Genomic DNA, 26366 nt, shown 5'->3' with positions numbered 1-26366 from the left:
ATGACGGGTGCGGATTGAAACGTCAACGAGAGCGACATGGTGCGCAGCAGCTACGGCGGTTCGCCCGTCAGCGATGACGGGTGCGGATTGAAACCAGTCGGCAAGCAAATTCAGATCGTTGGTGGTCGATGGTTCGCCCGTCAGCGATGACGGGTGCGGATTGAAACGCAATCGGGTCGCTGACCGCGCCGAAGTCAGACCGGTTCGCCCGTCAGCGATGACGGGTGCGGATTGAAACCCGACTGTGCCGGTCTCCCTGCGCGGCGGCAACATCGGTTCGCCCGTCAGCGATGACGGGTGCGGATTGAAACGGCCGTACAGGCGTGCCAACAACAGCGCCTGGCGTGGTTCGCCCGTCAGCGATGACGGGTGCGGATTGAAACCTTTTTGAGCGCGGTGACCTGCTGAGTTGTGAAGGGGTTCGCCCGTCAGCGATGACGGGTGCGGATTGAAACCGCAATTTCCAACCTCAACCTCGGCGTCATCGCGGTTCGCCCGTCAGCGATGACGGGTGCGGATTGACACAAGACCGCAGCATCACCATCCACACACCGCCAATTGGTTCGCCCGTCAGCGATGACGGGTGCGGATTGAAACGAGCGTGAATGAAACGGTGGTGCTGACCGCCAAGACGGTTCGCCCGTCAGCGATGACGGGTGCGGATTGAAACCGTTTTCTTGCGCGTCATTGCCATCTGTGGCCTGGGTTCGCCCGTCAGCGATGACGGGTGCGGATTGAAACAACCGTCGCGATGTCGCGCCCGGTGTATTTCATGGTTCGCCCGTCAGCGATGACGGGTGCGGATTGAAACAAGATGGCTGACGCCAAGGTCGGTGACGACTTGTGGTTCGCCCGTCAGCGATGACGGGTGCGGATTGAAACTGGGGTAAATCGCCCCGACGGGCTCCGCGCCGTAGCGGTTCGCCCGTCAGCGATGACGGGTGCGGATTGAAACTCAACGCAGTACGGGCAATTTATCGGGCTTGCATTGGTTCGCCCGTCAGCGATGACGGGTGCGGATTGAAACGCTGTGCTTCGCGCTGTTCGCGTGTGCCTTCAACGGTTCGCCCGTCAGCGATGACGGGTGCGGATTGAAACGCGCTCGATCACGCTGTGGCCCTTGATGCTGCAGGGGTTCGCCCGTCAGCGATGACGGGTGCGGATTGAAACAGCGGCTAGCACCGCCACAGCGGCTTCGCCCGCGCCGGTTCGCCCGTCAGCGATGACGGGTGCGGATTGAAACCCCATCTGAGTGGCGAACCACAACACCACGCGCTCGGTTCGCCCGTCAGCGATGACGGGTGCGGATTGAAACAGCGCCGGAGATGTCTTTGTGCGAGGCCACCACGCGGTTCGCCCGTCAGCGATGACGGGTGCGGATTGAAACTCCGAGCCCAGGGCCTCCAGGTCCCCTTTGACCCGGGATCGCCCGTCAGCGATGACGGGCGCGGATTGAAACCCGAAATGGCAGTGCTCTGCAAGTAACGCCGGTGGTTCGCCCGTCAGCGATGACGGGCGCGGATAAAACACCTTGTTTCTTTCACAGAAACGACTGTGGCTTTTACGGATACATTTTTTGGCAAAAATATCTTTGCGGCCCGTCGAGCAATTTTTTTATACCACATCGGCCTGTAGCCCTTACCTACTGTGCGCGAGCAGCTATCAAAAACAGAGCGCTTTTGATGTCGGCCGCTGTCAGCAGCAGCCTGTCGGCTTAAGCAGTTCCGGGTTCTCCTGGCTCAAATCCTTCAGGATGGTGCACTTTGGCGCCGGCCCGCCTACGCACTGGTCGGTGCAGGCTTGCACAAACTTCGTCAGGTTGCGCTCCAGCTTTTGCAGCTCGGTGAGCTTGTTGCGGATGGCGGTGAGGTGAGTCTGGGCAATCTCGCGTGTTTCCACGCAGTCACGGCTTTCGTTGGATGACAGCGAGACCAAAGCGCGGGTTTCGTCAATCGAGAAGCCGAAGTCCCGGCAGTGGCGAACGAGGGTCAGCACATCCTGCACCTCGGGGCCGTAAACCCGGTGGCCGCTGGGGCGGCGGGCTGCTGCGGGGATCAGGCCCACTTCTTCGTAGTACCTGATCGCAGACACATTCAAACCGGTGCGTCCGGCCAACGCACCAATGCTCAATTGCCCTGCCGCTTGTAGGTTTTTCATCAGATAGTCCTTGCATCTCAAGCTGCTTGAGGTTTTACATTGCAGTGTAAGAGAATCGCCCCGAGTCTCTATACAAAGGAAGATTATGAAAAAACCTGTTCTGGCAAAGCTGGGTGTTGTCGGCGCCTGCGCCGCTTGCTGCGCCATTCCGCTGGCGATTCCACTGATGGCCGGAATGTCTATCACCGGTCTGGCCTTGTTTGAGCCAGGGTACTTTAATTTTCAAAGTGAACTGCTGGTTATCGCTGTGGGCGTCGCTGCTGCGGCGCTGGTTGCCGGGGGTATGTGGCTGGTACGCCGCCGCAGGGGCACTTGTCAAACCGATGCCGACGCGCCAGCCTGTTCAACGGGCGTGAGCAAAGACGCCTCAAGCGCTGCCTGTGCTTGCGCCAGGGGTGCGGCATGAGGCGGCGTGAAAGCCTGTTGGCGGTGGCGGGCGCCTTGGGGTGGACAGGGGTGGCGCACTCGGCAGTTGCTGCGCAAGCCGTGGTCGGGCAAAAAGCGCCGGCTTTTGAAGTTGCAGATGCAAGTGGCCGCAAGAGGTCGTTGGCCGAGTTTGCGGGCAAGACGGTCGTGCTGGAGTGGACCAGCCCGTCTTGCCCCTTTGTGCGGGCCCAGTACGTCAGCGGCAAAATGCAGGAGCTGCAGCGCTGGGCCGCAGGCAAGGGCGTTGTGTGGCTTTCGGTGTTGTCAACAAATCCCGCGCGGGCCGATTTTCTGCCGGGTGAAAAGGCTGCGGCTTTTGATAAAACGCGCAATGCCGCACCGACGGCGTTGCTGATGGACTCGACCGGTCAGCTGGGCCGGGCTTATGGCGCCAGAACCACGCCGCACATGTTTGTGATCGCGGGCACCGGCTTGGTGGCCTATGCCGGCGCCATCGACAGCAAAGCGACCGTCGATGAAGCGGTGGTGCTGCGGTCAAAAAACCTGGTGCGCGCGGCGCTGGACGATTTGCTGGCCGGAAGAAAAGTCGCCACACCCAAGACGGCGCCTTATGGCTGCGCGGTGGGTTATGAGGCGTGACTGGCTGCGCGTTTTAGTAACTGCTCAGCTCCCTTGCTGTCGCTGGATCAGCGCTGTTTCCCGTTTGACTCCTTCCCACCTTTGGGGGAAGGCTGGGATGGGGGCTGTGAGCGATGAGAACGACTTCAGTTTTTCATACGCCGCTGGCCCTCACCCCAACCCTCTCCCAAAGGGCGAGGGAGCAAGAAAAGCGTATCGCACGCACTGTGCTGGGCTGATGCTGAGTAGTTATGCTTTTTATGCCAAATCGGCCTCCAGCCCTTATCTACTGTGCGCGAGCAGCTATCAAAAACAGAGCGCTTTTGATCCCCGCCACAGTCAGCAGCAGCGAGCCGAACAGGTGCAGTGAGGCGGTGCCCAGGGCCAGGGCGTAACGCTGTTGCTGCAGCATGGCGATGACTTCTGCGGAAAAGGTGGAGAAGGTCGTCAGCGCGCCGAGGAAGCCGGTGACCAGCAGCAAGCGCCAGAGCGGATCGATTTGCGGCATGGACTGAAACGTTGCCACGCAGATGCCGACGAGGTAGCCGCCGATCAGGTTGGCTGCCAATGTGCCCCAGGGGATGAGTCCGCCGGGGCTGAGCCACAGGCCCAAACCCCAGCGGGACAATGCACCCACACAGGCGCCGATGCAGATGGCAAGAACAGCGAGCATGGTGCGGGCCTTTCGCTTAGCGGTCGCGTGGCCCGGACGGCTGGCCGACATCGGGCGGTGGAGATTCGGATGACAGCGCGGCTGGCGGTACGTCCCCGCCTTTCTGCCGCTCGCGAAACAGCGCTGCGCGCATCAGAAATATCGTCGTGACGGGCGTGGTCAGGGCGACAAACAGCGTGATCAGCATGGCGTGGAGGAACAGCTTGTGGCCCTGTACCGAAAAATAGATGATGGTGGCGATGGTGATGCACCACACGCCGGCAGTCGCGCCCAGGGTGGGCGCATGAATGCGGTGAAAAAAGGTCGGCAGCCGCACCAACCCGAACGAGCCGATGGCCGCAAAGGCTGCGCCCAGCACCGCAAATACCGCAATGAGGATCTCGGCCCACAGCGGCAGCGCGGTGCTCATTCGATCACCTCGCCGCGCAGCAGAAACTTGGCCATCACGGTGGAGCCGATAAAACCGAACAGTGCGATCAGCATGGCCGCTTCAAAGTACACATTGCTGGCGTGAACAATGCCGAGCACCAGCATCATCAGCATGCCGTTGATGTAGAGACAGTCGAGTGCCGTCACGCGGTCCTGCGCGGTCGGGCCGATCAGCAGCCTGGCCACGGCGCAAAGCATGGCCACGGCCAGCAGGAACAAGGCCAGCTTGAGACCCCAGAAAAGAAAGTCGCTCATGATTCGAAAATCTCCATCAGCGGGGCTTCGTAACGCTCTTGGATCAGCGCGATGAAAGCCGCCTCGTCTTTCAGGTCAAACACATGCAGCAGCAGCCTGGAACGGTCAAACGACAGCTCTCCCCAAGCCGTGCCCGGTGTCAGGCAACAGATCATGGCCAGCATCGCGAGTGCATTCGGGTCCCGCACTTTGAGGGGAATTTCCACAAAGCTGCGGTGGATATGTGCGGTGCGCCGGGTCAGCAGCAGCTTCCCGACCGCCAGCGCCGAATACAGCATGTCGCCCAGTGCACGCACGGCCAGGCGAAGGGCCACACCGGGCTTGCGCATGCGCACGGTGGCCGGGCGCAGGCTTCGGGTCAGCAAGGGGACCGCCACAGCAAGAATTGCCGCCATCAGCAGGGTGGCCGCATCCAGCGTCTGGTTCAGCAGCAGCCAGACGATGAACAGCGCCAGCGACAGCAGCGGCGACGGTAACCAGCGCCGCATCATGGTGCCACCTTGTGGCTGGCAGGATTGGGTACCTGGCGCGCGCCCATCACCGCCTTGCGGTAGGCCTCGGGCCCGAACAGGCCCTGCGCGGTATCGCTGGCGTGGTGCATGACAGGGCCAGCGCCAATCGTCAGGGCGATACTGGCCGCCAGCAGCGCCGCGACCGGCAAGACCTCCATCGCACGCAAGGCGGGCATGCTGCTCATGGGTTGCGTCCAGAAGTAACGAATGCCGGCCCGGCTCAACGCCACCAACGTTAAAAAGCTGGACAGCAGCAGCAGCGCCAGAAAGCTCCAGTTCGCAGGTGAAATTGCGGGCGTGTCCAGCAGCGCCGACAGCATCGCAAATTTGCCGATAAAACCGGGCAGCGGTGGCAGGCCGGCCAGTAGCAGGGTGCAGGCCACAAAGCCCAGGCCGAGGAAGGCGATGCCCGCCGGTATCGCGCGGCCGTACAAGGCCTGCTGCTCGTCGTCCAGGTTCACGTTGTCCATGGCGGTCAGGTCTTCCGAGAGGAAGGGGGCGTTGCCGGCGTTCTCGTGCGGTGCAACGCTGGCACCCGCATTGCGCCAGCGCTCGATCATGTCGATCAGCAGGAAGAAGGCGCTGGCCGCCAGTGTGGAGCTGAGCAGGTAATACAAGGCGCCGGCCCAGACTGCGGGCTGTCCCAGCCCGATGGCGGTCAGCAGCGTGCCGGCCGAAATCAGCACCGCATAACCGGCCAGGTGCGACAGGCGCTGCGTGCCGGTGATGCCCAGCGCGCTGACAAACAGCGTGGACAGGCCGATGGCCAGCAAAATCTCTTGCCCCAACTGCGCCGACTCGCCGGTGTCCGGCGCAAACAGCACGGTCCACAGGCGCAGCACGGTGTAGATGCCCAGCTTGGTGAGCAGCACAAACACAGCGCTGACGGGCGCGACCGCCGCGCTGTAGGCCGGCACCAGCCAGAAGTTCAGCGGCCAGGCGCCAGCCTTGGCAAAAAAGGCAGTGGCAAGAATCGCCGCAGCCGCATGCACCAGGCCGCGGTCGGCCGCATCGAGACGCGCAATGCGCAGCCCCAGGTCGGCCATGTTGAGTGTGCCGGTCACGCCGTAGAGCAGCGCCGCACCGACCAGGAACAGCGAGGAGGCGGCCAGGTTGATGGCGATGTAATGCAAACCGGCGCTGACCCGCAAGCGCCCCGAGCCGTGCAGCAGCAAGCCATAGGAGGCGGCCAGCATCACCTCGAAGAAGACAAACAGATTGAACAGGTCGCCGGTCAGGAACGCACCGTTGAGACCCATGAGCTGCAATTGGAGCAGGGGGTGGAAGTGGACGCCCGCGCGGTCCCAGCGCGAGGTCGAATAAATCGAGATGGCGAAGGCGATGACGCCCGTCAAGGCCACCATCAGCGTGGACAGGCGGTCGGCCACCAGCACAATGCCGAAGGGTGCCCGCCAGTTGCCCACCAGATACACGCCGATGGAACCGGGCCCGCTGCCTGTATCCGCTGCATTGACCCAGCGCAACAGCGCCAGCGCGGCCAGCAGGCCAATCAGGCCGGAGGCCACAGTCAGCGCCGCCTTGGTGCGGCGCCGATGCTCGCCCAGCATCAGCATCAGTGCGGCGGTCAACATGGGGACAAGAATGGGCACGGCCACCAGATGCGGCATGGTGGCTTCGAGCAGCGTGTCCAGCCAGTGCAGCAGCTCGCTCATTCAGGGGCCCCCTTCACATGCACGCTGGTGTCGTCCACCGCGTCGTCCTTGCCGTCGACATGGTCGGTGCCGGCCAGGCCGCGCGAAGCCAGCATCACCACCAGGAACAGCGCCGTCATCGCAAAACCGATGACGATGGCCGTCAGCGCCAGCGCCTGTGGCATGGGGTCGGCGGTGTTGGCAAGCGTGGCGGTGATGCCCGGCAGCAGCACCGGTTCACTGTCGACCTTGAGCCGGCCCATGCTGAAAATGAACAGGTTGACGGCGTAGGAGATCAGGGTCAGCCCCATGATGACCTGGAAGGTGCGCGGACGCAGCAGCAGGTATACGCCCGAGCTGGTCAGCACGCCGATACCGAGGGCGAGGACAATTTCCATGTCAGATCCCCTCCGGTGGCTTTGGTGTTTCTTCGCCAGTGACAGCGCGGATCCGGCTTTGCCGGTCCGCAGGTGTCGCCCCCTGCAGGGGGGAGGCGGCTACACGCAGTGAGTCCGCAACGGGGGGGAGATCATTGTCTTCTGCCCAACGGTGGCTGCGCACCGACTGGTGCGACAGTGCTGTGAGGATCAGCATGGTGGCGCCCAGCACGATAGCGAACACGCCCATGTCGAAAAACAGTGCGCTGGGAACATGGATGCTGCCCAGCAGCGGCAGGTGCAGGTGGGCGGTGTGGGTGGTCATGAAGGGGTAGCCCAGCACCACTGCGCCGCCGCCGGTGGCCAGCGCGAGCAGCAGGCCGATGGCGATCCAGCGGCGTGGGTAGATGCGCAGATGTTCTTCCACCCACTCGGTACCCGAGACGATGTACTGCAGCAGCAGCGCCACCGACATCACCAGGCCGGCCACAAAGCCCCCACCTGGCGCATTGTGGCCGCGCAGGAAGAAATAGACGGACACCAGCACCGAAATCGGCAGCAGCAGGCGCACCAGCACGGCTGGCACCATCAGGTAGCCAACTGCGGTGTCCACGGCGCGGCGCGGGTTCAGCAGGTCGCTGCTGCCGTCGTCGGCCTGCGCGCGTTGCTGTGCCGGCAGGGCCATGGACTCCAGCGCGGGTCGAAACCGGCGCAGCAGCGCGTACACCGTCAGGGCAACCACCCCGAGCACGGTGATTTCGCCAAAGGTGTCAAAGCCGCGGAAGTCCACCAGCATGACGTTGACCACATTGGTGCCGCCGCCTTCGGTGAGCGCGCGCTCAAGGAAGAAGGGGGAAATGCTTTCCGGAAAACGCCGTGTCATCACGGTCCATGACAGGGCTGCCATGCCGGCGCCGGCCATGACGGCGATGGCCAGGTCGCGACCGCGCCGGCCCCACAGGCGCAGGCGCAGGCGCGCGCGCATGGGCTGAATGGTGACCTTGCGCATCGGCAGCCAGCGCAGGCCCAGCAGCAGCAGCACCGTGGTGACGGCCTCTACCACTAGCTGGGTCAGTGCCAGGTCGGGCGCAGAAAACCAGATGTAGGTGATACAGCACACCAGGCCGGCGCCCGAGGCCAGCATCAGCGCGGCCAGGCGGTGGAACTTGGCCTGCCAGGCAGCAGCCACGGCGCAGGCCGCGCCGATGATCCATGTCATGGCAAACATCGGGGAAAAGGCCAGCAGCGCGCGTTGGCCGCGCTCTGCAGGGCTCAGCCACAGTGCGGCTGCAGCGCCGGCTGTTGCGATCAGCAGCAGGATCAGCAGTTGCGACTGCAGACGCCGCGTGCCCAGCAGGTAGCGGCTGCGCCGGCCGGCTTCGCTGACGCGCGCCAGCAGGTTCTCGAAAATACGCTGGCCGTCGAAATGATGCAGCAGCGGCGTGTGCGCCAGGTGGCCGTGCGCGCGGCCGCGGCGTTGTAGAAAGTACAGCACTGCGCCGCCAGCCATCGCGACAATACTCATGATCAACGGCAGGTTGAAGCCGTGCCAGACGGCCAGGCTGTAGGCAGGGAGCGTGCCTCCTACCACCGGCCGGGCTGCCTCGGCCAGCAACGGGCCCACCGACCAGTGCGGTGCGACACCCACGACCAGGCAGACCAGCACCAGCAGTTCGACCGGCACACGCATCCAGTGCGGTGGCTCGTGCGGCTTCCGGGGCACCGCATCGCCGCAGGGGGGGCCGAAAAAGACGTCAAACACAAAACGCGCCGAATAGGCCACGCTGAACATGCCTGCCACCGTGGCGATGACGGGCAGCCCCCAGTTGATCCACAGCGTGGACTGGATGTAGACGGTTTCCGCGAAGAACATTTCCTTGGACAGGAAGCCGTTGAGCAGCGGCACGCCTGCCATCGAGGCGCTGGCAATCACCGCCAGCGTGCCGGTGATGGGCATGAGCCGCATCAGGCCACTGAGCTTGCGGATGTCGCGCGTGCCGGTTTCGTGGTCGATGATGCCGGCCGCCATGAACAGGGAGGCCTTGAAGGTCGCGTGGTTCATGATGTGGAAGACCGCCGCCACTGCGGCCAGCGGGCTGTTCAGCCCGAGCAGCAGGGTGATGAGCCCGAGGTGCGAAATCGTCGAATACGCCAAAAGTGCCTTCAGGTCGCGCTGGAACATGGCGATGAAGCCCCCCAGCAGCAGGGTGATGGCGCCAGCGCCACCGACCAGCCAGAACCATTGCTCGGTGCCCGAGAGCACCGGCCACAGGCGTGCCATCAGAAAGACGCCGAGCTTGACCATGGTGGCAGAGTGCAGATAGGCCGACACCGGCGTCGGCGCAGCCATGGCACGCGGCAGCCAGAAGTGAAACGGAAACTGCGCGCTTTTGGTGAAGGCGCCGAGCAGCACCAGCACCAGCACTGTCAGGTACAGCGGATGCGCGCGGATGGCGTCGCCCGAGGCCAGCACCAGGTCCAGGTCATAGGTGCCGGTGATGCGCCCCAGCACCAGTACGCCCGCCAGCAGGCACAGGCCTCCGGCGCCGGTGACCGTCAACGCCATGCGGGCGCCGCGCCGCGCGTCGCGCCGATGGTGCCAGTAACCGATCAGCAGAAAAGAGAACAGGCTGGTTAGTTCCCAGAACATCACCATCTGCACCAGATTGCCAGACAACACGACGCCGATCATGGAACCCATGAAGGCCAGGAAGAAGGAGAAAAAACGTGGCACCGGGTCCGACGCAGACATGTAGTAACGCGCGTACAGCACCACCAGCGCGCCTATGCCTAGAACCAGCATGCAGAACAGCCAGGCAAAGCCGTCCATGCGCAGCACGAGGTTCAAACCCAGCTCCGGCACCCATGCGATCTCTTCCCGGATCACATTGCCGCCGGCCAGTTGCGGAAACAGCCAGGCCGTCTGCAAGGCGCATCCGAGTGCGACCAGTCCCGCCAGCGTCGATTCCCGGTTGCGCGCATTGGCGGGCAGCAGCGCTGCCAGCACGCTGGCAACAAAGGGCAGGACGAGCAGAAGAAGGAGCATGGCTCCTGATTCTATAGAGGGCTCTCCGTGGACCGGCACCCTAAACCGCAGCGCACCCCAAGGACTTGCCGCTGCGGCCTTTCATTTGTGCGCCTATTTTTCCCGGCCCATCACCAGGTCCGGCAGGAAGGTGACGATCTGCGGGAACAGCGTGATCAGCCCGATGCAGATCACCATACAGATAAAAAATGGAATGGCGGCGCGGGCGATGATGTTGCTGTCTTTGCCTGTCATGTTTTGCAGCACAAACAGGTTAAAGCCCACTGGCGGCGTGATCTCGGCGATCTCGACCAGCAAGATGATGAAAATTCCGAACCAGATCAAATCAAACCCGGCCTTCTGAATCATGGGCAGCACCACTGCGCTGGTCAGCACAATCATGGAGATGCCGTCAAGCGCGGTGCCCAGCACCAGGTAAATCAGCACCAGCGAGCCAATCAGCGCGTAGGGCGAGAGGTTCATGGCATCGACCCACTCAGCCAGCTCGCGCGGTATGCCGGTGAAGGCCATGGTTTTGGTGAGGAAAGCCGCCCCGGCCAAGATGAACATGATCATGCAACTGGTGCGGGTGGCGCCCATCAGGCCTTCGGTGAAGTTGCTCCACGTCAGGCAGCGTCCCCAGGCGGCAATGCCAAGCGCGCCCAGCACGCCAAACGCGGCGCACTCGGTCGCCGTGGCCCAGCCGGCGACCAGCACCCAGACGATGAAGACGATCAGCAGCCCGCACGGAATCAGGTTGCCCGAAAGACGAATCTTCTCCATGAACGTGGTCGGTGGATCGGCCGGCGGCACCTGGTCGGGGTGGCGCAAGCTCCACCAGCCGATATAGCCGGAGAACAGCAGCATCAGCAAGAAGCCGGGCAGGAAACCCGCCAGGAAGATGCGGATGATGGACGCGTCGGCCGCTACCGCGTAGACCACCATGGTTATCGACGGTGGAATCAGGATGCCCAGCGTGCCGGCCGAAGCCAGCGAGCCGATGGCCAGCTTTTCGTTGTAGCCCCGGCGTTTGAGCTCGGGCAGCGCGACTTTGGCAATGGTGGCGCAGGTGGCGGCCGACGAGCCCGAGACCGACCCGAACACGCCGCAGCCGATGATGGTGGTGTGCATCAGTCGGCCGGGGATGCGGTTCAGCCAGGGCCGCAGACCTTCGAACATTTCTTCGCTGAGTTTGGTGCGAAACAAAATTTCGCCCATCCAGATAAACAGCGGCAGAGCGGCCAGCTCCCACGAGGCATTGGTCTCCCAGAAAGCCGAGAACAGGTTTTTACCGGGCAGGGTGTTGGTGAAAAATGCCTGACCGACCCAGCCGACGATGGCCAGCGTCATGGCAATCCACACGCCGCCAGCGAGCAGCACCAGCATGATGATGAGCAGCATGCCGCCCATGAGCAGAATATCCATCAGATATCAGACGAAAAGTCGCCCTTGGCGTGGCGCTCTTCCACCGCGCGCTGGTAGCTCGGTTTGCCGCCCTGCACCACTGTCACCAGTTCATCGAGCATGGCGGCCAGCAGCAGCCAGCAGCCGATAACAAAAGTTGACTGTGGAATCCAGATCGGAATCACGACCAGGCCGGTCGCCATTTCCTTGAACTCATAACTTTCATAGGTGAACGCGGTGGCGGAATAGGTCAGGTAGCTGACCGAGATGGCCGCAATCACCAGGCAGGTGACATCGAGAATGCGGCGCAGACGCGGCGACACCATGTCGAGCAGCAGCGTGACGCGCACGAAATCGCCATGGCGAAAAGCGTGCGCCATTGCAAAAAATGCCGCCGCAGCGCACAGCCACGATACGATGTCGTTGACGCCGCTGACGCCCAGGTTCAACTGGCGCCCGACGCCGGCAACGACCATCAGTACAAAAATCAGGAAGACGCAGAACGCGCCGAGCGCACCCGCCGCGTCGAGGATGCGTTCCAGAACGCGGCGCACTGTTTACTTCTTCGATTTGTAGGCGTCGACGATGGCGGCACCGTCCGGACCCGCAGCTTTGAGCCAGTCGGCTTGCATGATGGCGCCCACCTGGCGCATGTCGGCATCGAGTTTGGCGGATGGCTTGTGGATTTTCATGCCGCGCTCGGTCAGCAGGCGCTTGTATTCGACGTTCTTTTCCTCGGCCACTTTCCAGCCGCGGGTTTCCGCGTCCGCCGCCACCTTGAGCACGGCAGCCTGCGTGGCCGCGTCGAGTGCGGTAAAGCTTTTCAGGTTGACCAGCACCGCATTTTTAGGAATCCAGGCCTGGGTGTCGTAGAAGTTCTTGAAGTGTTCGTAGGTCTTGGTGTCAAAGCCTGTGGAGCCGGAGCTCATGAAGCTTTCAATCACGCCGGTGGCCATCGCGGCGCTCAGTTCGGCTTGCTGGATTTGCACCGGCTGCGCGCCAATCAGCTCCCCAATTTTGGCGGTGGCTGGGCTGTAGGCGCGCCACTTGATGCCGCGCAAATCGCCAACCGAATTGATTTCGCGTTTGCTGTAAATGCCTTGCGGCGCCCAGGGCACCGAGAACAGCAACTTGATGCCCTGGGCGGCCAGCAGCTTTTCGAGCGCCGGCTTGGAGGCTGCATACAGATTGCGCGCTTGCGGGTAGCTGGTTGCGAGGAAGGGCACACCATCGAGCGCATACACCGGATTTTCGTTGGCAAAGTTGGCCAGCAGGATCTCGCCGGCCTGGGCCTGGCTGCTCTGCACCGCGCGTTTGATCTCGGGTGCCTTGAACAGCGAGGCATTGGCGTGCACGGTGATCTTGAGCTTGCCGCCGGTAGCCGCGTCCACGTCTTTCGCGAACTGCGTGATGTTTTCGGTGTGGAAGTTGGTGGCCGGGTAAGCCGTGGGAAGGTCCCATTTGGTCTGGGCCAGCGAGACGCCGGCGGCCAGCAGGGACGATGCGGCCAGGGCGCCGAGAGCGAGAAAACGAGGCTTCATGGGGACTCCAGGTTGGTTATGGGGCTTGAAACGTGCTTGGACTGTAAGCTTTCAATTGGCAATGACGATGGGTGTTTTCCCTAAATGTCAACGAATTGTTGGTAAATCGTTATTCATCTGCCTACAATCTGCTGCATGCAACAACAGTGCCAACGGAATCGACAGCCTTCGCATCCACCGTATCGTGCTTATTGACGGGAGCCCATCATGTCCAGAAAAGCGCCTCAACAAGCAGACTCCGCCCCGCGCCGGCCCGCAGCGGAACGCGCTCCCATCGTGTCTTCCGCACACCTGGTGTCGCCGCGCAGCTCTGAAATGAGCGAGTTCGAGTTCGGCCTGATTGTGGCGGGCAATGCCTTCAATCGGTGGATCGCGCACTGCATGAGTGCGGCCGGCCTGAAGGACCTGACGCCGCTGGATGTGCTGGTGCTGCACCATGTGACTCACCGCGCGCGCGACAAACGCCTGGCCGACATCTGCTTCATCATGAACGTGGAAGACACCCACCTGATCAACTATTCGCTGAAAAAGCTGCAAAACCTCGGTGTCGTTGGCTCCAACAAGAACGGCAAGGAAGTGACCTATGCGTCCACCGAATCAGGTCGTTCCTACGTGCAGCGTTACCGGGAGATCCGCGAATCCTGCCTGATCGACGCGATGAACGCCGACGACGGGCTGAACCGCGACATCGGCGAGCTGGCGCGGCTGCTGCGCGTGCTTTCCGGCATGTACGACCAGGCGGCGCGTGCTGCGGCTTCGCTTTAAACCGTTTCAAGGAATCGCAACGCAATGACGAAAAAACTCTGGCAATTCTGGATAGACCGCGGCGGCACATTCACCGACGTTGTGGGCAAGAAGCCTGATGGCTCGCTGGTGACGCACAAGCTGTTGTCCGAGAACCCGGAGCAATACCGCGATGCGGCAGTGGCCGGCATCCGTCACCTGCTGGGCCTGAAAGCCGGTGAGCCCATTCAGGCAGAGGTGGTGGACTGCGTGAAGATGGGCACCACGGTCGCCACCAACGCGCTGCTGGAACGCAAAGGCGAGCCGACGCTGCTGGTGACGACGCGCGGCTTTCGGGACGCGTTGCGCATCGCTTACCAGAACCGGCCGCGCCTGTTCGACCGCCACATTGTGTTGCCCGAGCTACTCTACAGCGCCGTTGTGGAGGCGCAAGAGCGTATTGGCGCGCAAGGCGAGGTGCTGCAAGCCCTGGACGAAGCGCTATTAAAAGAGGAGCTGCTTGCGCAGTACCAGAAAGGGTTGCGCAGTGTTTCTATTGTGTTTATGCACGGCTACCGTTACACCGCGCACGAAAAAAGGGCCAAACGGATTGCGCAGGAGGTCGGCTTCACGCAAATCAGCACCTCGCACGAAACCAGCCCGATGATGAAGTTTGTCAGCCGCGGCGACACCACGGTGGTCGACGCCTATTTGTCGCCCATCCTGCGCCGGTATGTCGAGCAAGTGGCCGGCGAGATGCCGGGCGTCAAGCTGTTTTTCATGCAGTCTTCCGGCGGCCTGACCGACGCCCATGTGTTTCAGGGCAAGGATGCGATCCTCAGTGGTCCGGCCGGCGGCATTGTTGGCATGGCGCGCACCGCAGCGATTGCCGGCATCGACAAGGTCATCGGCTTCGACATGGGCGGCACGTCTACCGATGTGTCGCACTACGCCGGCGAGTTTGAGCGCGAATTCGAAACCCAGGTGGCCGGCGTGCGTATGCGTGCGCCCATGATGAGCATCCACACCGTGGCGGCTGGCGGCGGCTCCATCCTCAAGTTCGACGGCGAGCGTTTTCGCGTCGGGCCGCAGAGCGCGGGGGCCAACCCCGGCCCGGCCAGTTACCGCCGCAGCGGGCCGCTGGCCGTGACCGATGCCAATGTGATGGTCGGCAAGGTGCAGCCGCGCTACTTTCCCAAGGTGTTTGGCCCCAACGCCGATGAGGCGCTGAGCGACGAGGTGGTGCGGCAGAAGTTCAGCGAACTGGCCCGGCAGACCGGTCGCAGCGCCGAGGTGGTGGCCGAAGGCTTCATCAACATTGCGGTGCAGCAGATGGCCAACGCGATCAAGAAAATATCCGTGGCGCGCGGCTATGACGTGACGCGTTACACCCTGCAGTGTTTCGGCGGCGCTGGTGGCCAGCATGCCTGCCTGGTGGCCGATGCGCTGGGCATGACCCGGGTGTTCGTGCATCCGCTGGCGGGGGTGCTGTCGGCCTACGGCATGGGCCTGGCTGACCAGAACGTGATCCGAGAGCAGGCGGTGGAGCTCAAGCTGTCGGAAGCGAACCTGCCGGAAATCGCGAGCAAGCTCGATGGGCTGGTGGTCGCGGCGGAAGCTGAACTGTTGCGTCAACAAGTGAGCACAGGCACCATCACCACTCACCGCCGCGTGCATGTGCGTTATGAAGGCAGCGACGCTGCATTAATTGTGCAGTTTGGCAGCTTCGAGAAAATTGAAGCCGGCTTCGAGGCCGCCTACCGCCAGCGTTTTTCCTTCCTGATGCAGGGGAAGTGCCTGGTTGTCGAGGCGGTCTCGGTGGAGGTTGTGGTGGCGGGCGATGCACCCGCCGAGCCGCGCCATGCCACGCATGAGCCGCGCGAGGTGCCACGGCGCGAAACCGTGCGCATGTACTCCGGCGGCCAGTGGCACGATGCCGCGCTGGTGGTGCGTGAGGACCTGCAGCCGGGCGACATCATCAGCGGCCCAGCCATCATTGCCGAGAAAAATGCCACCACGGTTGTCGAGCCCGACTGGGAAGCCGCGCTGACCTCGCTGGACCACCTGGTGCTGGACCGCCGGGCCGCACGCGCCGTCAAGTTTGCGGCCGGAACGACGGTGGACCCGGTGCTGCTGGAGGTCTTCAACAACCTCTTTATGAACATCGCCGAGCAGATGGGCCTGCAACTGCAGAACACCGCCTACTCGGTCAACATCAAGGAGCGGCTCGACTTCAGCTGCGCGCTGTTCGACACCGCCGGCAACCTGATTGCCAATGCGCCGCACATGCCGGTGCACCTGGGCTCCATGGGTGAAAGCATCAAGACGGTGATCCGCGAAAACGCCGGCAAGATTCAGCCGGGCGACGTGTTCGCGCTGAACGATCCCTACCACGGCGGTACCCACCTGCCCGACATCACCGTCATCACGCCGGTCTACCTCGACCCGGCGCAGACCGAGGGTGAGCCGACCTTCTTCGTCGGCTCGCGCGGACATCACGCCGACGTGGGCGGCATCACGCCTGGCTCGATGCCGCCATTTTCGACGCGCATCGAGGAAGAGGGCGTGCAGATCGATAACTTCCTGCTGGTCGCGCGCGGCGTACTGCGCGAAGCCGAGATGGTCGCGCTGCTGCAAAGCGGGCAATATCCGAGCCGCAACCCGGCGCAGAACATGGCCGACTTGAAGGCGCAGATCGCCGCCAATGAAAAAGGCGTGCAGGAACTGCGCAAGATGGTCGGGCAGTTCGGCCTCGAGGTGGTGCTGGCCTACATGGGCCATGTGCAGGACAACGCCGAGGAGTCGGTGCGACGCGTGATCACGCGGCTGAAGGACGGGCAGTTCACGCTGCCACTCGACAACGGCGCGCAGATCAGCGTGGCCATCCGTGTCGATGTGAAAAACCGCAGCGCCGAGATCGATTTCACCGGCACCTCGCCGCAGCAGCTCAATAACTTCAACGCGCCGACGGCTGTCTGCATGGCGGCGGTGCTGTATGTCTTCCGCACGCTGGTGGACGACGACATCCCGCTTAACGCGGGCTGCCTCAAGCCGATCAAGGTCATCATCCCGGATGGCTCCATGCTGAACCCGCAACCACCAGCGTCGGTGGTGGCCGGCAACGTCGAGACCTCGACCTGCCTGACCAACTGCCTTTACGGCGCGCTGCGCCTCATGGCCAGCAGCCAGCCCACAGTGAACAACTTCACCTTTGGCAACGAGAGCCACCAGTACTACGAAACGATCTCGGGCGGCAGCGGTGCAGGCGATGGATTCGACGGCACCAGCGTTGTCCAGACGCACATGACCAACTCGCGCCTGACCGACCCCGAGGTGCTGGAGTTCCGCTTTCCGGTACGGCTGGAAAGTTACGAAATCCGCCAGGGCTCGGGCGGCGCCGGGCGCTGGCGGGGCGGCAACGGCGGTGTGCGCCGCGTGCGTTTCCTCGAAGCCATGACCGCCAGCATTTTGTCCAACGGCCGCAAACACGGCGCCTTCGGCATGGCCGGTGGTGAGCCGGGGCAGGTGGGACGCAATGTGGTGGTGCGCGCCGATGGCCGGATTGAAAATCTGGACCACATCGGCCAGGCCGAAATGCAAGTCGGCGACGTGTTCGAGATTCACACGCCGGGCGGCGGCGGCTTCGGCAAGCTGTGAGGCGTGGTCAGTGTGATGCGCGGCTTTTGCTGTATTCTTTGAAAAAAATCGACCTCTAGCCCATATCCAGCGGGCGCAGGCAGCTATCAATTCAGGAGTACCGCATGGACACCGCGTTTCTCGACAACTACCGCTTCCTGGCCCGCTACAACCGCTGGATGAATCAGCGCCTGTATGCGGCCTGCGAGACGCTGGGCGATGAGGAGCGCAAGCGCCAGCGCGGCGCATTTTTTGGCTCCATCCACCACACGCTGACACATCTGGTGCTGGCCGACAAGATGTGGCTGCATCGGTTTGCCTTGCAGGAGACGAGGTTTGTGGCGCTGCCCGCCGCAGAGCTGGCCCTGCCCGAAGGTTCCGACTACAGCAGCGACCTGCACCCCGACTGGCAGGACCTGCGGCAGACGCGCGATACGCTCGACGAGATGATCGAGCGCTGGCTGGCGGATATGACGGCAGACTTTCTGACCAGCACCATGCGCTACGCCAACACCAAGGGTGTGGCACGCACACACCCAGCCTGGCAGGCGATGGCGCATTTTTTCAACCACCAGACTCACCATCGGGGTCAGGCGACCACGCTGCTGATGCAGGCTGGCGTGGATGTCGGCGTGACCGACCTGATCGCGCTGGTGTGAGTTGAGCTGAGCCGGAAGCGGCCACGATCTCGACGCGCTGACCTGCCAAAAATTCGGCCAGCCCTTCCTGCCCGGGTTCAAACAGAATGCTCAGGTTGCAGCGGTCAATCACGCGCACGCCTTGCGCCCGCGCGGCGCGCACCAGGTCGCGAAAGCCGGGGTGCAATTCGGGTGCGCCGCCGGTCAGGTCCAGCGTGCCCAGACCGCGTGCGGCCAGCACACGGGGGATCAGCGCCAGGGTGTCGGGGTCCATCATCTCGGTCCGGTTCGGGCTGGCGTTGACGTGGCAATGCACACAGCTCTGGTTGCACTTGTAGCCAAGGTTGACCTGCAGGGTGTCAAGCCGCGTCCGGCGTATGGCCGGGAAGGGCGTTTTTGTCAGCAGGGGAAGGGTGTCGTGCATGAGCAGGTGTCTCGTGAAAATCAGGAAAGCAGCGCGGCCAGGCGTGCGTAAACCTCAGGGGTCATAACATCCGGCTGCGTCACCAGGGCATTTTGCAGCGCGCTGCGGGCTTCGCTGGCCGGTTGTTCGGCGCCCAGAAGGCGAATCGCTTCTGCCACCACCTGCTGCGCGCGGCCGGCGTTTTGCAGCAGGTTGGCCAGCGCCATGCTGGTATTGACGTGGGCTTCGCGCGGGTGCCAGCAATCGAAGTCGGTCACCATGGACAGGGTGGTGTAGGCGATTTGCGCCTCTCGGGCCAGTTTGGCCTCGGGCATATTGGTCATGCCGATCACGCCCGCGCCCATGCTGCGGTACCAATGGGATTCGGCCAGGCTGGAAAACTGCGGGCCTTCAATACACACATAGGTGCCGCCTTCGTGCAGGCTGACACCGTGGCCCGGCGTATCGGCGGCCAGAACGCTGCGCACCGCGCGCGAGCATGGCGGCAGTGGCGGCACACACCGGTTGCACCATCGACACATGCGCCACTGCGTCCTGCCCAAAAAAAGTGCTGTCGCGGCGTTTGGTCAGGTCGATGAACTGGTCGGGCAAGACCATGTCCAACGGTTTGAAATCTTCGCGCAGCGAACCCACGGCCGACACCGACAGCAGGTAACGCACGCCCAGCTGCTTCATTGCATGGATGTTGGCGCGGTAAGGTACTTTCGAGGGCAGCAGCCGGTGGCCGCGTGCATGGCGGGCCAGAAAAACCACCGGCACGCCGTGCACGCTGCCCGTCACCAGAACGTCCGACGGCGCGCCCAAAGGGGTGTCCACCCGCTGCTCGCGGGCGTCCTGCATCGCATCCATCTGGTAGGGGCCGCTGCCTCTGATGATGCCTACCATTGCCTGGGCCATGCTTTCAGATTCCTTGTAAAACGCGATGATGTCCTGTCAGGACACCGATTATTGAACCAGTTGGCGAGGTACCGTCTTAGCCCGGAATGAAAGACCTTGTCAGCTTGGTCGTGCGCCCGTGTATTTTCTTACTGCATGAGGGACTTGCAGAATTCAAAACCGCAGCAGCCCTGAATTCCATCGGCGCTCAAATTTTGGGCACTTTACGGAAAGAAGGAAGAACACTGAGCGTTAGCGCATCGATTTCCCCTTGCTTGGCCCACAGTGCATCCTCGCAAGGCGCTGCGAACTGGGTTTGAAGTGCGTGTGCTCTGAAGTGTTGCGTTTTCGACTCATACCAGCAATCTCGTGAATTGATCGGCGCACAGCTTCACCCCCCCCAGCATCAAGTGGCACATCACCTTGGCGTGTCCGCGCACCTGGACATGGCGGGCACCAAATTCGTCCTTGAGCCGCGCGTTACAGTGCGCTGCACCGGAGCGGGTTTTGTAACGCTGTGCCTCGTGAGGGGCAAACTTCTGCTTTTTTTTCCCTTTGCGCGGGTTTGTGGTCGATCAAGGGCACGCGCCCTGCAGCCTGAATTTCCTCGCGGATCACCGCGCTGCAATAGGCAGCGTCCATCAATTCGTAGCAGGCATCGACCCGCTGTGCGCTGATGGGTACGCCACAGCAGGCCGTATCCAGGTGCAGTTTGTAGCCTTTCCAGCTAATTTTGTAACCCTGCGCGTTCTTCTTGGTGCCTATGGCGCCAAGCAGTATCGAGTTCAAAAAGCATTTGCTCAAGCGTCTGGCCGCGCTGGCGCCCCAGTGGACTTGGCTCTGGGCAGGGGCGAATTTCACCTTTTTGCGGGCGACCGCGTTTGCTTTTCGGCTTGGCTGGGATGACTTCAGCATTGTTTTTTTTGCAATGGATTCGCGCGCCTCTATGGCCGTGGAGTCGCGACTGATGTGGGCGAGGAGCCGGTCTGCCAAGGTGTCCTCGATCATGCGTGCATGCACACGCTGCATCAACTCATCCCTGGCAAACTCATCAAAGGCCCGGTTGAAGGTTGCCTCACTTGGCAATGCATGACGCAGATCGAATCCGCACAGGCGGCGCAGCTTGCTGTCGGCTTGCAAACGCTCTATCAGAGCGCGCGTGCTCTTCAAGTCCAGTACCGCCTTGGCCAGGAATGCACAGGCCAGCGCGCAGCGATCCGCCTCGGGCTGCCCCACGCCACGACCTTGTGCGTAGCCCCGATTCAGCGGTAAACCGCCAACTCGATTTGCGTGAACTCGAAGGCGCGAATGATTTGTTCGAGCTTGGGCGTGAGTCCCGTGTAGTCAAGCTCCACCAGCCCGATGAGTTCACCTTGCAAGGCCACAAATCTTAGGACGGTAACCGGACTCAGGGTAGTATTCATGGGCGGGCATCAAGCTCAGACTTCGATACTCTGATCTTCCAGCCTTTTGGGCGGTGCCCGCATCTTTTTTTGCCTCAAGCCGCAGTTAATTCGACTGGTTTGTCGAATTCTGCAAGTCCCTCATAACCTGAGCCGCTTCTTTCCCTACAAAAATGCAGGTAAAAGAATCTGCACGACAGATGTGCATCAATGCGGAATCAACCAGAGCTACGCTATTTTCTCTGCGAAAGCTGGTGGTTAAGTGACACTTGCCACTTTACGGCAATTCGCTCATTTTTCGGGCGTTGGGTTTATTTCAGCCGTCGGCCACTATGGTCTGCTGATTGCATTGATTCAAAGTTTGGATGTGGCGCCAGTGCCTGCCTCTGCGGCAGGTGCGTTGCTTGGGGCTGGGATAAATTATTTATTAAATTATCGATTTACTTTCCGTAGCACCAAACGCCACAGGGATACCGTTCTGAAATTTGCTGTGGTTGCATCAGCAGGCCTGATGCTTAATACGATTTTCATGTGGCTTGGTGTTGAACTGCTAGGGTTCCACTACCTGATTGGCCAAACTGTAACGACAGGGCTTGTCCTGATCTGGAGTTTTTTGGGGAGCCGTTATTGGGCCTTTCGTGTAACACCGATAGAAAAGTAGTGAAATAGTGCCCCCCGTTTCTCGTTTGTCACATCTATTGCGCCGTAGGTTATTGGCCTGCGCTATTTTCTTGATTTCTGTCCCGGCTATGGCAGGAGACATTTCCTTTCGCCTGTCGGTGACCGGCTCTACGCTCATTGTTACCCTGTTAGGGGAAAGCCAAGCCTTCTACCCGTCAGTGCTGCGTATGCTGCCCGATGGTCGCTGGGAACCGCTGGCACCGAAGCCGGGTTCGGTTCTTCCTGCCGAACTGCTTCCCGGAAAAAATTATGCACTGGAATGGCCTGACACGCGACCACTGCAAGGCCTTACCCAGATTGAACGTTTGCTACCGGTGATGGTGCGTTACTTTGAAGTGGGTGGAGTCAGTTTTGGTCAGATTGTCTTCGTTAACGCGCCACCGCCCGCTATAGAAATCCTTCAGGCCAGCTATGTCAACGGTTCGCTGGTGGTTACACCTCCTGAGGCCAACCATATTGACAGTGCCACATCAAACACGATTCACGCTACTTGGGTGCTTTGGCCTCAAGAGGAGGGCATTGCACTGATTAGTGAGCCACTACGTTTTGAGCATGTGCAGCCTCCGGCGCGGCGCATCGAATGGCAATCCGGCGCAAGTGCGGTCCATATCAATACGGGTAAAGGACAGCCGGATGCCATGTTGCTGCATGAAACAGCGCAAGGCTACGTGCTGCAAACAGTGGCTGGCAGCGGTTTGCAGGGTCGGCAGCAGCGTGCCGTCTGGCTTGAGGCTAGTTCGAAGTTCTATGGCATGGCTCTCCTGTCTGCGCTTGTCGCTGTGATTGCGCTGCTGCTGTATTTCATTCGGGCAGCACGGGGAAGTACGGTCAGATGAAAAATACCTTGATCAGGGCTATCGCACAGCGAATTAGCTTGGGAGGCGAAGTGGCCTTGACGTTAGGCGCTGCAGTCCTGGTCGCATCTGTTCTAGGGATCAGCTTTCTCAATTCCGACAATTGGCCTACCGGTGGCGACAGTGCTTCGCATCTGCTGTATGCCTGGCTGTATGCCGACAGCCTGCTTTTTACTGGCTATGTCATGCCCTGGGTTCCGGAAGTATTCGGCGGGCTGGCGTTTCTTTCCTACTATTTTCCGCTACCGTTCATTGTTATCGCTGTACTGTCAGAGTTCTTAGGCTTTGCACCTGCCTTCAAATGGGGCGCTTTTGGGGCCGCTCTATTGTTGCCAGGTGCTGTTTATATCGCCAGCCGTCGCTGGTTGAACTTCTCCTGGCTACCTGCATTCTTCGGCGCACTGGGTTCGCTTGCGTTTCTACTACACGAGCAGAGTGCGATCTGGGGCGGTAATTTGCTTTCCACGCTGGCCGGTGAGTTTTCCTATAGCTATGGCTTATTGTTTGCCGTACTAGCAATGATGGCTTGGGCGCGTGCAATTTCTCTTGGTCGGGGATGGGTGTTGGCTGGATTGCTGGAGGCGGCTTGCGGTTTTTCTCATGGTTTTCCGTTACTGGTCGTGGGTTTTTCCACGATTTTTCTGCTGCTCGATTGTGGCTCCTGGGTTTCTTTTCGGAGAGTTTTTGGGCAACTCGCCCGTGGTCATTTGCTTGCCTTTGGGTTGCTCGGTGGATGGCTGTGGCCATTGCTTGAGATGCATGGATTAACCATCCCCAATGACGCCTCTTTTCCATTGTCGGGTTGGCGCGATCTCTTGCCGGCCACGCTGTGGCCTTCGATTGTGGCCGGCGTCACCGGGCTTGCACTGCTGGCGGTTCCAGCTGTCCGACGGAGTTGGAGACAGGAACAGGCGCTAGCATTGCGCTATCTCACCAGTGGGGCAGGTCTTGCTGCGTTTGCATTTATAGTCGGTGACAAGCTCGGCCTTGCCGATATCCGGTTTTTTCCAATGGTCTGGCTGTTCGGAGGCCTTGTTTGTGGCTGGCTGTTCGGGCAGGCATTGGCTGTTCTGGGCGCCGCCCCTGGTCGTGTCGGCAACGGCCTCCTACGCCTGGCCCGGGCCATGATCGTTTCAGCCTTTGGACTTGGCTTGCTCGGATGGCTGGGCCAGCATGTTCATCAGGCGCCAGGCTGGGCGCAATGGAATCATTCCGGACTAGATGCCAAACCGCAATGGCACAACCTGAGCCAGCTTTTCCCCGCCATGCGTGGCGACTTGTGGAGCCCGAGACTGCTTTTCGAACACGATCCGGCAAACGAAGACATCGGATCGACTCGCACCCTCGAGTCACTGCCGATGTTCCTTAACCACCGTCCTGTACTCGAAGGACTCTATATGGAGTCCGCAGTCCTCGGGCCAGCCATCTACCAGTTGCAATCAGAAGTGTCGGCGCGCGCTTCTTCGCCACTCGTACGCTTCCCCACTGGGCCAACCATAGATCCATCGTTCGCCGCCAAGCACATGAATTTTATGCACACGGATACGCTGTTGCTACGCAGCACGCAAGCCAAGGCGGCAATTGAGGCAAGCGCGCTGTTTGAAAAAATTGCCGAGTCTTCACCCTTTACGCTTTACCGGCTCAAGCAATTTGATAGCCGCCTGGTGCAAGTTGTCACTCAGCCGCTGCGTATTCTTTCTGAAAAAAACTGGATGGAAGACGCCTTTATCTGGTTCCGCACGCGCAGCCGCTTTGACGCTTATCTACCGGTTTACGGTGAAAATCTGGTGATCAGGGCGGCAACCCAAGCATCGCTCCCTTCAACGCAAGTCGGTGAAAAACTGCTGTCGCGTCACGAACTGGTGTTCGAAACACAAGCGATCGGTCGTCCACATCTCATCAAAATCGCCTACCACCCACGTTGGCAACTTCTCTCCAAAGGTAGTCTGCGAATTGCTGGGCCCGGATTCATGCTGATCGTGCCGGAAGAACGCGAAATCCAGCTAGTCTATGGTCATACGCTGGTGGGTAAAATGGGAATGGTGGCAACTGCCTTGTCAGTTTTCTACTTGATGTTCCTGGGCTTGAAGCGTAAGCAGAAGCTGGCTGCTCTTCCCGAAATACTTTCTATTTGTACCGCTCGTGCACGGCTCCGTTGGCTACCGCTGCTTACCGGATGGGGAATACTCGTTATTGCGGGCACGTTTTTCGCCATGCACTCACCCGAACGGGCTTATAACCACGCATGGGAGTTGTTTAGGTCTGATCGCTACGAAGCGGCAAGCGAGCAATTTCTTCGTGCCTACGAGTTGAGAAAACCAACGGCAAAAAGGGAAGAAGCCTTGTTCTGGTTAGCAAAATCCATCATTCTGGCTGGTCATCGCGCTGAAGCGAAAGCACGTTACCGCGAATTGTGCGAACAATATCAAGGCTATTGGCTTCCAGAGAGTCTCTATATCTTAGCCTTACTGGAGCGCGAGGACGGTCACAGCACGGAAGCTGAATCTTATATTCGTCGACTGCGTGAAGAGTATCCCACCAACACATGGACGCTGAAACTTGATACGACCAAATGACATGACCATTGATCTCTCGCGTCCTAAACTCAGCGTTGTGGTACCGGCCTTTAACGAGGCGGGGGGAATTGCGGCCTTTCTTGAACAACTGTTTGCAGTGCTGAGCGACTGCTGCGTCGATTTTGAGGTCTGGGTCATTGATGACGGCAGCTACGACGCCACCTGGGTGCGTTTATGCACAGAACAATTACGTTATCCACAACTGCACGGACTGCGGTTTACGCGAAACTTCGGCAAGGAGGCGGCTATTCTTGCCGGACTACGCCACGCCCGTGGCGACGCCGTAATTGTCATGGACGCAGATGGCCAGCATCCACCCGGCCTGCTACCGGACCTGCTCAAACCCTGGCAAAGCGGTTGCGCAAAAATTGTTGCCGCGAAAAAGAAAAGGCGAAAAAACGATGGTTGGAGGGCACGATTCAATGCCCATATCTTCAATAAACTAATGAAGTCGCTAACCGGGCTTGATCTTGCAGATGCCTCGGATTTTCGTCTTCTTGACCGCCTGGTTGTCGATACGCTGCTCGCTTTCCCTGAGAAAGTTCGTTTCTTTCGCGGCATGACAGTATGGACGGGGTTCGTCACCGCGCAAATCGATTTTGAGGTAGCGCCCCGACTTGTCGGCGAGAGTCAATGGAGTACAGCACAACTAACTCGATTTGCCATCAGTGCCATGACTGCTTACAGCGCAAAGCCGCTGGGTATGATATTCCGGTTTGGATTGCTGGGGATGTTGGCGGCTGGCCTGTTACTGCTACAGGCACTGTATTCCTGGCTAGCGGGCACCGCTATTTCCGGTTGGACCTCACTCACCTTCATATTGCTATTATTCGGTTCCGCAAACATGCTTGGCATCGGTGTCCTGGGCATCTATCTCGCCCAGCTATTCGATGAAATCAAGCGCCGCCCAGAGTTCCTGGTGCGGGAAACACTGGGCGATGTAAGCAACATAGCCGAACCCCATTAGATACCGGTTTTTCCGCCTCCGCGAGCGGTGAAGGCCGGCGGCGAATCAGGCTAAGGGCGCGGCCCCATAGCCCCACCACCAGGTCCCATAGGACCGGGCCCCATTGGACTAGGGCTCATAGGGCTAGGCCCCCCCCCGATACCACCGCCAGGAGGTGTCATACCAGGACCACCCATGCCTGGACTCATGCCACGCCCCATGCCGCTACCGAAACCGACTGGATTTTCGACAGCTTTTTTGCCCACCGCTTGCTCTGGGCTGTCCGGTTTTACACCTTCGCCACTTGTGCCAGCGCCATTGGTGCTTGCGCCAGTCGTCCCAGTTGTGGTCACGGGCGGCTTGGTCGTGGCCGTCACTGTTGTAGGCGCCGCAGTCGTGCGAGGTGTGGTCGTGGCCGTTACTGTTGTTGGGACCGCAGTCGTGCGCGGGGTGGTGGTCACGGGCGGCTTGGTCGTGGCCGTCACTGTTGTAGGCGCCGCAGTCGTGCGAGGTGTGGTCGTGGCCGTTACTGTTGTTGGGACCGCAGTCGTGCGCGGGGGGGTGGTCACGGGCGGCTTG

24 protein-coding genes, 1 pseudogene and 1 CRISPR repeat array are annotated in these 26366 nt (G+C 60.9%); of the genes and pseudogenes, 10 read left to right on the top strand and 15 right to left on the bottom strand.

The window, feature by feature from the left end; translation table 11 throughout:
• Positions 1–57 precede the first annotated feature (57 nt).
• Positions 58–1529: direct repeats of the CRISPR family, unit length 37 nt; unit sequence GGTTCGCCCGTCAGCGATGACGGGTGCGGATTGAAAC.
• A 166-nt stretch (positions 1530–1695) separates the two neighbouring features.
• Positions 1696–2157, bottom strand: a complete 462-nt coding sequence (locus Q8O29_RS15365) for a helix-turn-helix domain-containing protein (RefSeq protein WP_305564308.1) — start codon at positions 2155–2157, stop codon at positions 1696–1698.
• A gap of 85 nt (positions 2158–2242) precedes the next feature.
• Here Q8O29_RS15365 and Q8O29_RS15360 point away from each other — a divergent pair, with 85 nt between their 5' ends.
• Together Q8O29_RS15360 and Q8O29_RS15355 are read left to right on the top strand one after the other, a co-directional pair.
• A complete protein-coding gene (locus Q8O29_RS15360; RefSeq protein WP_305564306.1) occupies positions 2243–2563 on the top strand; it encodes a hypothetical protein in 321 nt (106 codons plus the stop codon).
• Entirely contained in the window at positions 2560–3183 is a 624-nt protein-coding gene (locus Q8O29_RS15355) for a redoxin domain-containing protein (RefSeq protein ID WP_305564304.1), read from the top strand. Before Q8O29_RS15360 ends, Q8O29_RS15355 begins: the two co-directional genes overlap by 4 nt.
• Before the next feature lie 265 nt (positions 3184–3448).
• Here Q8O29_RS15355 and crcB read toward each other — a convergent pair whose 3' ends face one another.
• From crcB to Q8O29_RS15305, 10 genes are all read right to left on the bottom strand, one after another.
• Positions 3449–3835, bottom strand: a complete 387-nt coding sequence (gene crcB, locus Q8O29_RS15350) for a fluoride efflux transporter CrcB (RefSeq protein ID WP_305564302.1) — start codon at positions 3833–3835, stop codon at positions 3449–3451.
• 16 nt (positions 3836–3851) lie between these two features.
• Entirely contained in the window at positions 3852–4244 is a 393-nt protein-coding gene (gene mnhG / locus Q8O29_RS15345; RefSeq protein WP_305564299.1) for a monovalent cation/H(+) antiporter subunit G, read from the bottom strand.
• Complete coding sequence (locus Q8O29_RS15340; protein WP_305564297.1) at positions 4241–4519, bottom strand: K+/H+ antiporter subunit F; 279 nt, start codon at positions 4517–4519, stop codon at positions 4241–4243. Before Q8O29_RS15340 ends, mnhG begins: the two co-directional genes overlap by 4 nt.
• Positions 4516–5007 carry a Na+/H+ antiporter subunit E gene (locus Q8O29_RS15335; protein ID WP_305564310.1) on the bottom strand — a complete coding sequence of 164 codons (492 nt, stop codon included), beginning with the start codon at positions 5005–5007 and terminating at the stop codon, positions 4516–4518. The genes Q8O29_RS15340 and Q8O29_RS15335 overlap by 4 nt, the downstream gene beginning before the upstream one ends.
• Complete coding sequence (locus tag Q8O29_RS15330) at positions 5007–6704, bottom strand: monovalent cation/H+ antiporter subunit D (RefSeq protein WP_305564295.1); 1698 nt, start codon at positions 6702–6704, stop codon at positions 5007–5009. The genes Q8O29_RS15335 and Q8O29_RS15330 overlap by 1 nt, the downstream gene beginning before the upstream one ends.
• Complete coding sequence (locus tag Q8O29_RS15325; RefSeq protein ID WP_305564293.1) at positions 6701–7081, bottom strand: Na+/H+ antiporter subunit C; 381 nt, start codon at positions 7079–7081, stop codon at positions 6701–6703. Before Q8O29_RS15325 ends, Q8O29_RS15330 begins: the two co-directional genes overlap by 4 nt.
• Before the next feature lies 1 nt (position 7082).
• Entirely contained in the window at positions 7083–10106 is a 3024-nt protein-coding gene (locus Q8O29_RS15320) for a monovalent cation/H+ antiporter subunit A (protein ID WP_305564291.1), read from the bottom strand.
• Between the two features lie 93 nt (positions 10107–10199).
• Positions 10200–11510: a TRAP transporter large permease gene (locus Q8O29_RS15315; RefSeq protein ID WP_305564289.1), complete on the bottom strand. Its 1311-nt coding sequence runs from the start codon at positions 11508–11510 to the stop codon at positions 10200–10202.
• On the bottom strand, positions 11510–12043 hold the full coding sequence (locus tag Q8O29_RS15310; protein ID WP_305564287.1) for a TRAP transporter small permease: 534 nt from the start codon (positions 12041–12043) through the stop codon (positions 11510–11512). Before Q8O29_RS15310 ends, Q8O29_RS15315 begins: the two co-directional genes overlap by 1 nt.
• A gap of 3 nt (positions 12044–12046) precedes the next feature.
• On the bottom strand, positions 12047–13030 hold the full coding sequence (locus Q8O29_RS15305) for a TRAP transporter substrate-binding protein (protein ID WP_305564285.1): 984 nt from the start codon (positions 13028–13030) through the stop codon (positions 12047–12049).
• 207 nt (positions 13031–13237) lie between these two features.
• Between Q8O29_RS15305 and Q8O29_RS15300 the strand changes: the two genes are divergently transcribed.
• The 3 genes from Q8O29_RS15300 to Q8O29_RS15290 all read left to right on the top strand — a co-directional run bounded on the left by Q8O29_RS15300 (position 13238) and on the right by Q8O29_RS15290 (position 18048).
• Entirely contained in the window at positions 13238–13795 is a 558-nt protein-coding gene (locus Q8O29_RS15300; RefSeq protein ID WP_305564283.1) for a winged helix DNA-binding protein, read from the top strand.
• 24 nt (positions 13796–13819) lie between these two features.
• Positions 13820–17410, top strand: coding sequence for a hydantoinase B/oxoprolinase family protein (locus Q8O29_RS15295; protein WP_305564281.1), 3591 nt, complete (start codon positions 13820–13822; stop codon positions 17408–17410).
• A gap of 104 nt (positions 17411–17514) precedes the next feature.
• The gene (locus Q8O29_RS15290) at positions 17515–18048 is read left to right on the top strand and encodes a DinB family protein (RefSeq protein ID WP_305564279.1); all 534 of its coding nucleotides are present in this window, start codon (positions 17515–17517) and stop codon (positions 18046–18048) included.
• Here the strand turns inward: Q8O29_RS15290 and Q8O29_RS15285 are convergent.
• The 4 genes and pseudogenes from Q8O29_RS15285 to Q8O29_RS15270 all read right to left on the bottom strand — a co-directional run bounded on the left by Q8O29_RS15285 (position 17954) and on the right by Q8O29_RS15270 (position 20751).
• Positions 17954–18451 (bottom strand): radical SAM protein, encoded by a 498-nt coding sequence (locus Q8O29_RS15285; protein ID WP_305564277.1) that lies wholly within the window; start codon positions 18449–18451, stop codon positions 17954–17956. The genes Q8O29_RS15290 and Q8O29_RS15285 overlap by 95 nt on opposite strands.
• 20 nt (positions 18452–18471) lie before the next feature.
• Positions 18472–18918: a hypothetical protein gene (locus Q8O29_RS15280; protein ID WP_305564275.1), complete on the bottom strand. Its 447-nt coding sequence runs from the start codon at positions 18916–18918 to the stop codon at positions 18472–18474.
• On the bottom strand, positions 18842–19348 hold the full coding sequence (locus Q8O29_RS15275; protein ID WP_305564273.1) for an MTAP family purine nucleoside phosphorylase: 507 nt from the start codon (positions 19346–19348) through the stop codon (positions 18842–18844). The genes Q8O29_RS15280 and Q8O29_RS15275 overlap by 77 nt, the downstream gene beginning before the upstream one ends.
• 332 nt (positions 19349–19680) lie before the next feature.
• Positions 19681–20751 (bottom strand): annotated as a pseudogene (locus tag Q8O29_RS15270) (transposase).
• Between the two features lie 241 nt (positions 20752–20992).
• Here Q8O29_RS15270 and Q8O29_RS15260 point away from each other — a divergent pair.
• The 5 genes from Q8O29_RS15260 to Q8O29_RS15240 form a co-directional block, all read left to right on the top strand.
• On the top strand, positions 20993–21391 hold the full coding sequence (locus Q8O29_RS15260; protein WP_305564267.1) for a GtrA family protein: 399 nt from the start codon (positions 20993–20995) through the stop codon (positions 21389–21391).
• An 88-nt stretch (positions 21392–21479) separates the two neighbouring features.
• Positions 21480–22247: a hypothetical protein gene (locus tag Q8O29_RS15255; RefSeq protein WP_305564265.1), complete on the top strand. Its 768-nt coding sequence runs from the start codon at positions 21480–21482 to the stop codon at positions 22245–22247.
• A complete protein-coding gene (locus Q8O29_RS15250; RefSeq protein WP_305564263.1) occupies positions 22244–24841 on the top strand; it encodes a 6-pyruvoyl-tetrahydropterin synthase-related protein in 2598 nt (865 codons plus the stop codon). The genes Q8O29_RS15255 and Q8O29_RS15250 overlap by 4 nt, the downstream gene beginning before the upstream one ends.
• Position 24842: 1 nt before the next feature.
• A complete protein-coding gene (locus Q8O29_RS15245) occupies positions 24843–25808 on the top strand; it encodes a glycosyltransferase family 2 protein (protein WP_305564261.1) in 966 nt (321 codons plus the stop codon).
• A gap of 345 nt (positions 25809–26153) precedes the next feature.
• On the top strand, positions 26154–26366 hold a 213-nt coding region (locus Q8O29_RS15240), incomplete at its 3' end, for a hypothetical protein (RefSeq protein WP_305564259.1).

Source organism: Polaromonas sp. (assembly GCF_030689685.1).
Taxonomy (GTDB): Bacteria; Pseudomonadota; Gammaproteobacteria; order Burkholderiales; family Burkholderiaceae_C; genus Polaromonas.
Note: the sequence above shows the minus strand (reverse complement) of the source record. Positions and strands in the feature narration are given on the sequence as shown.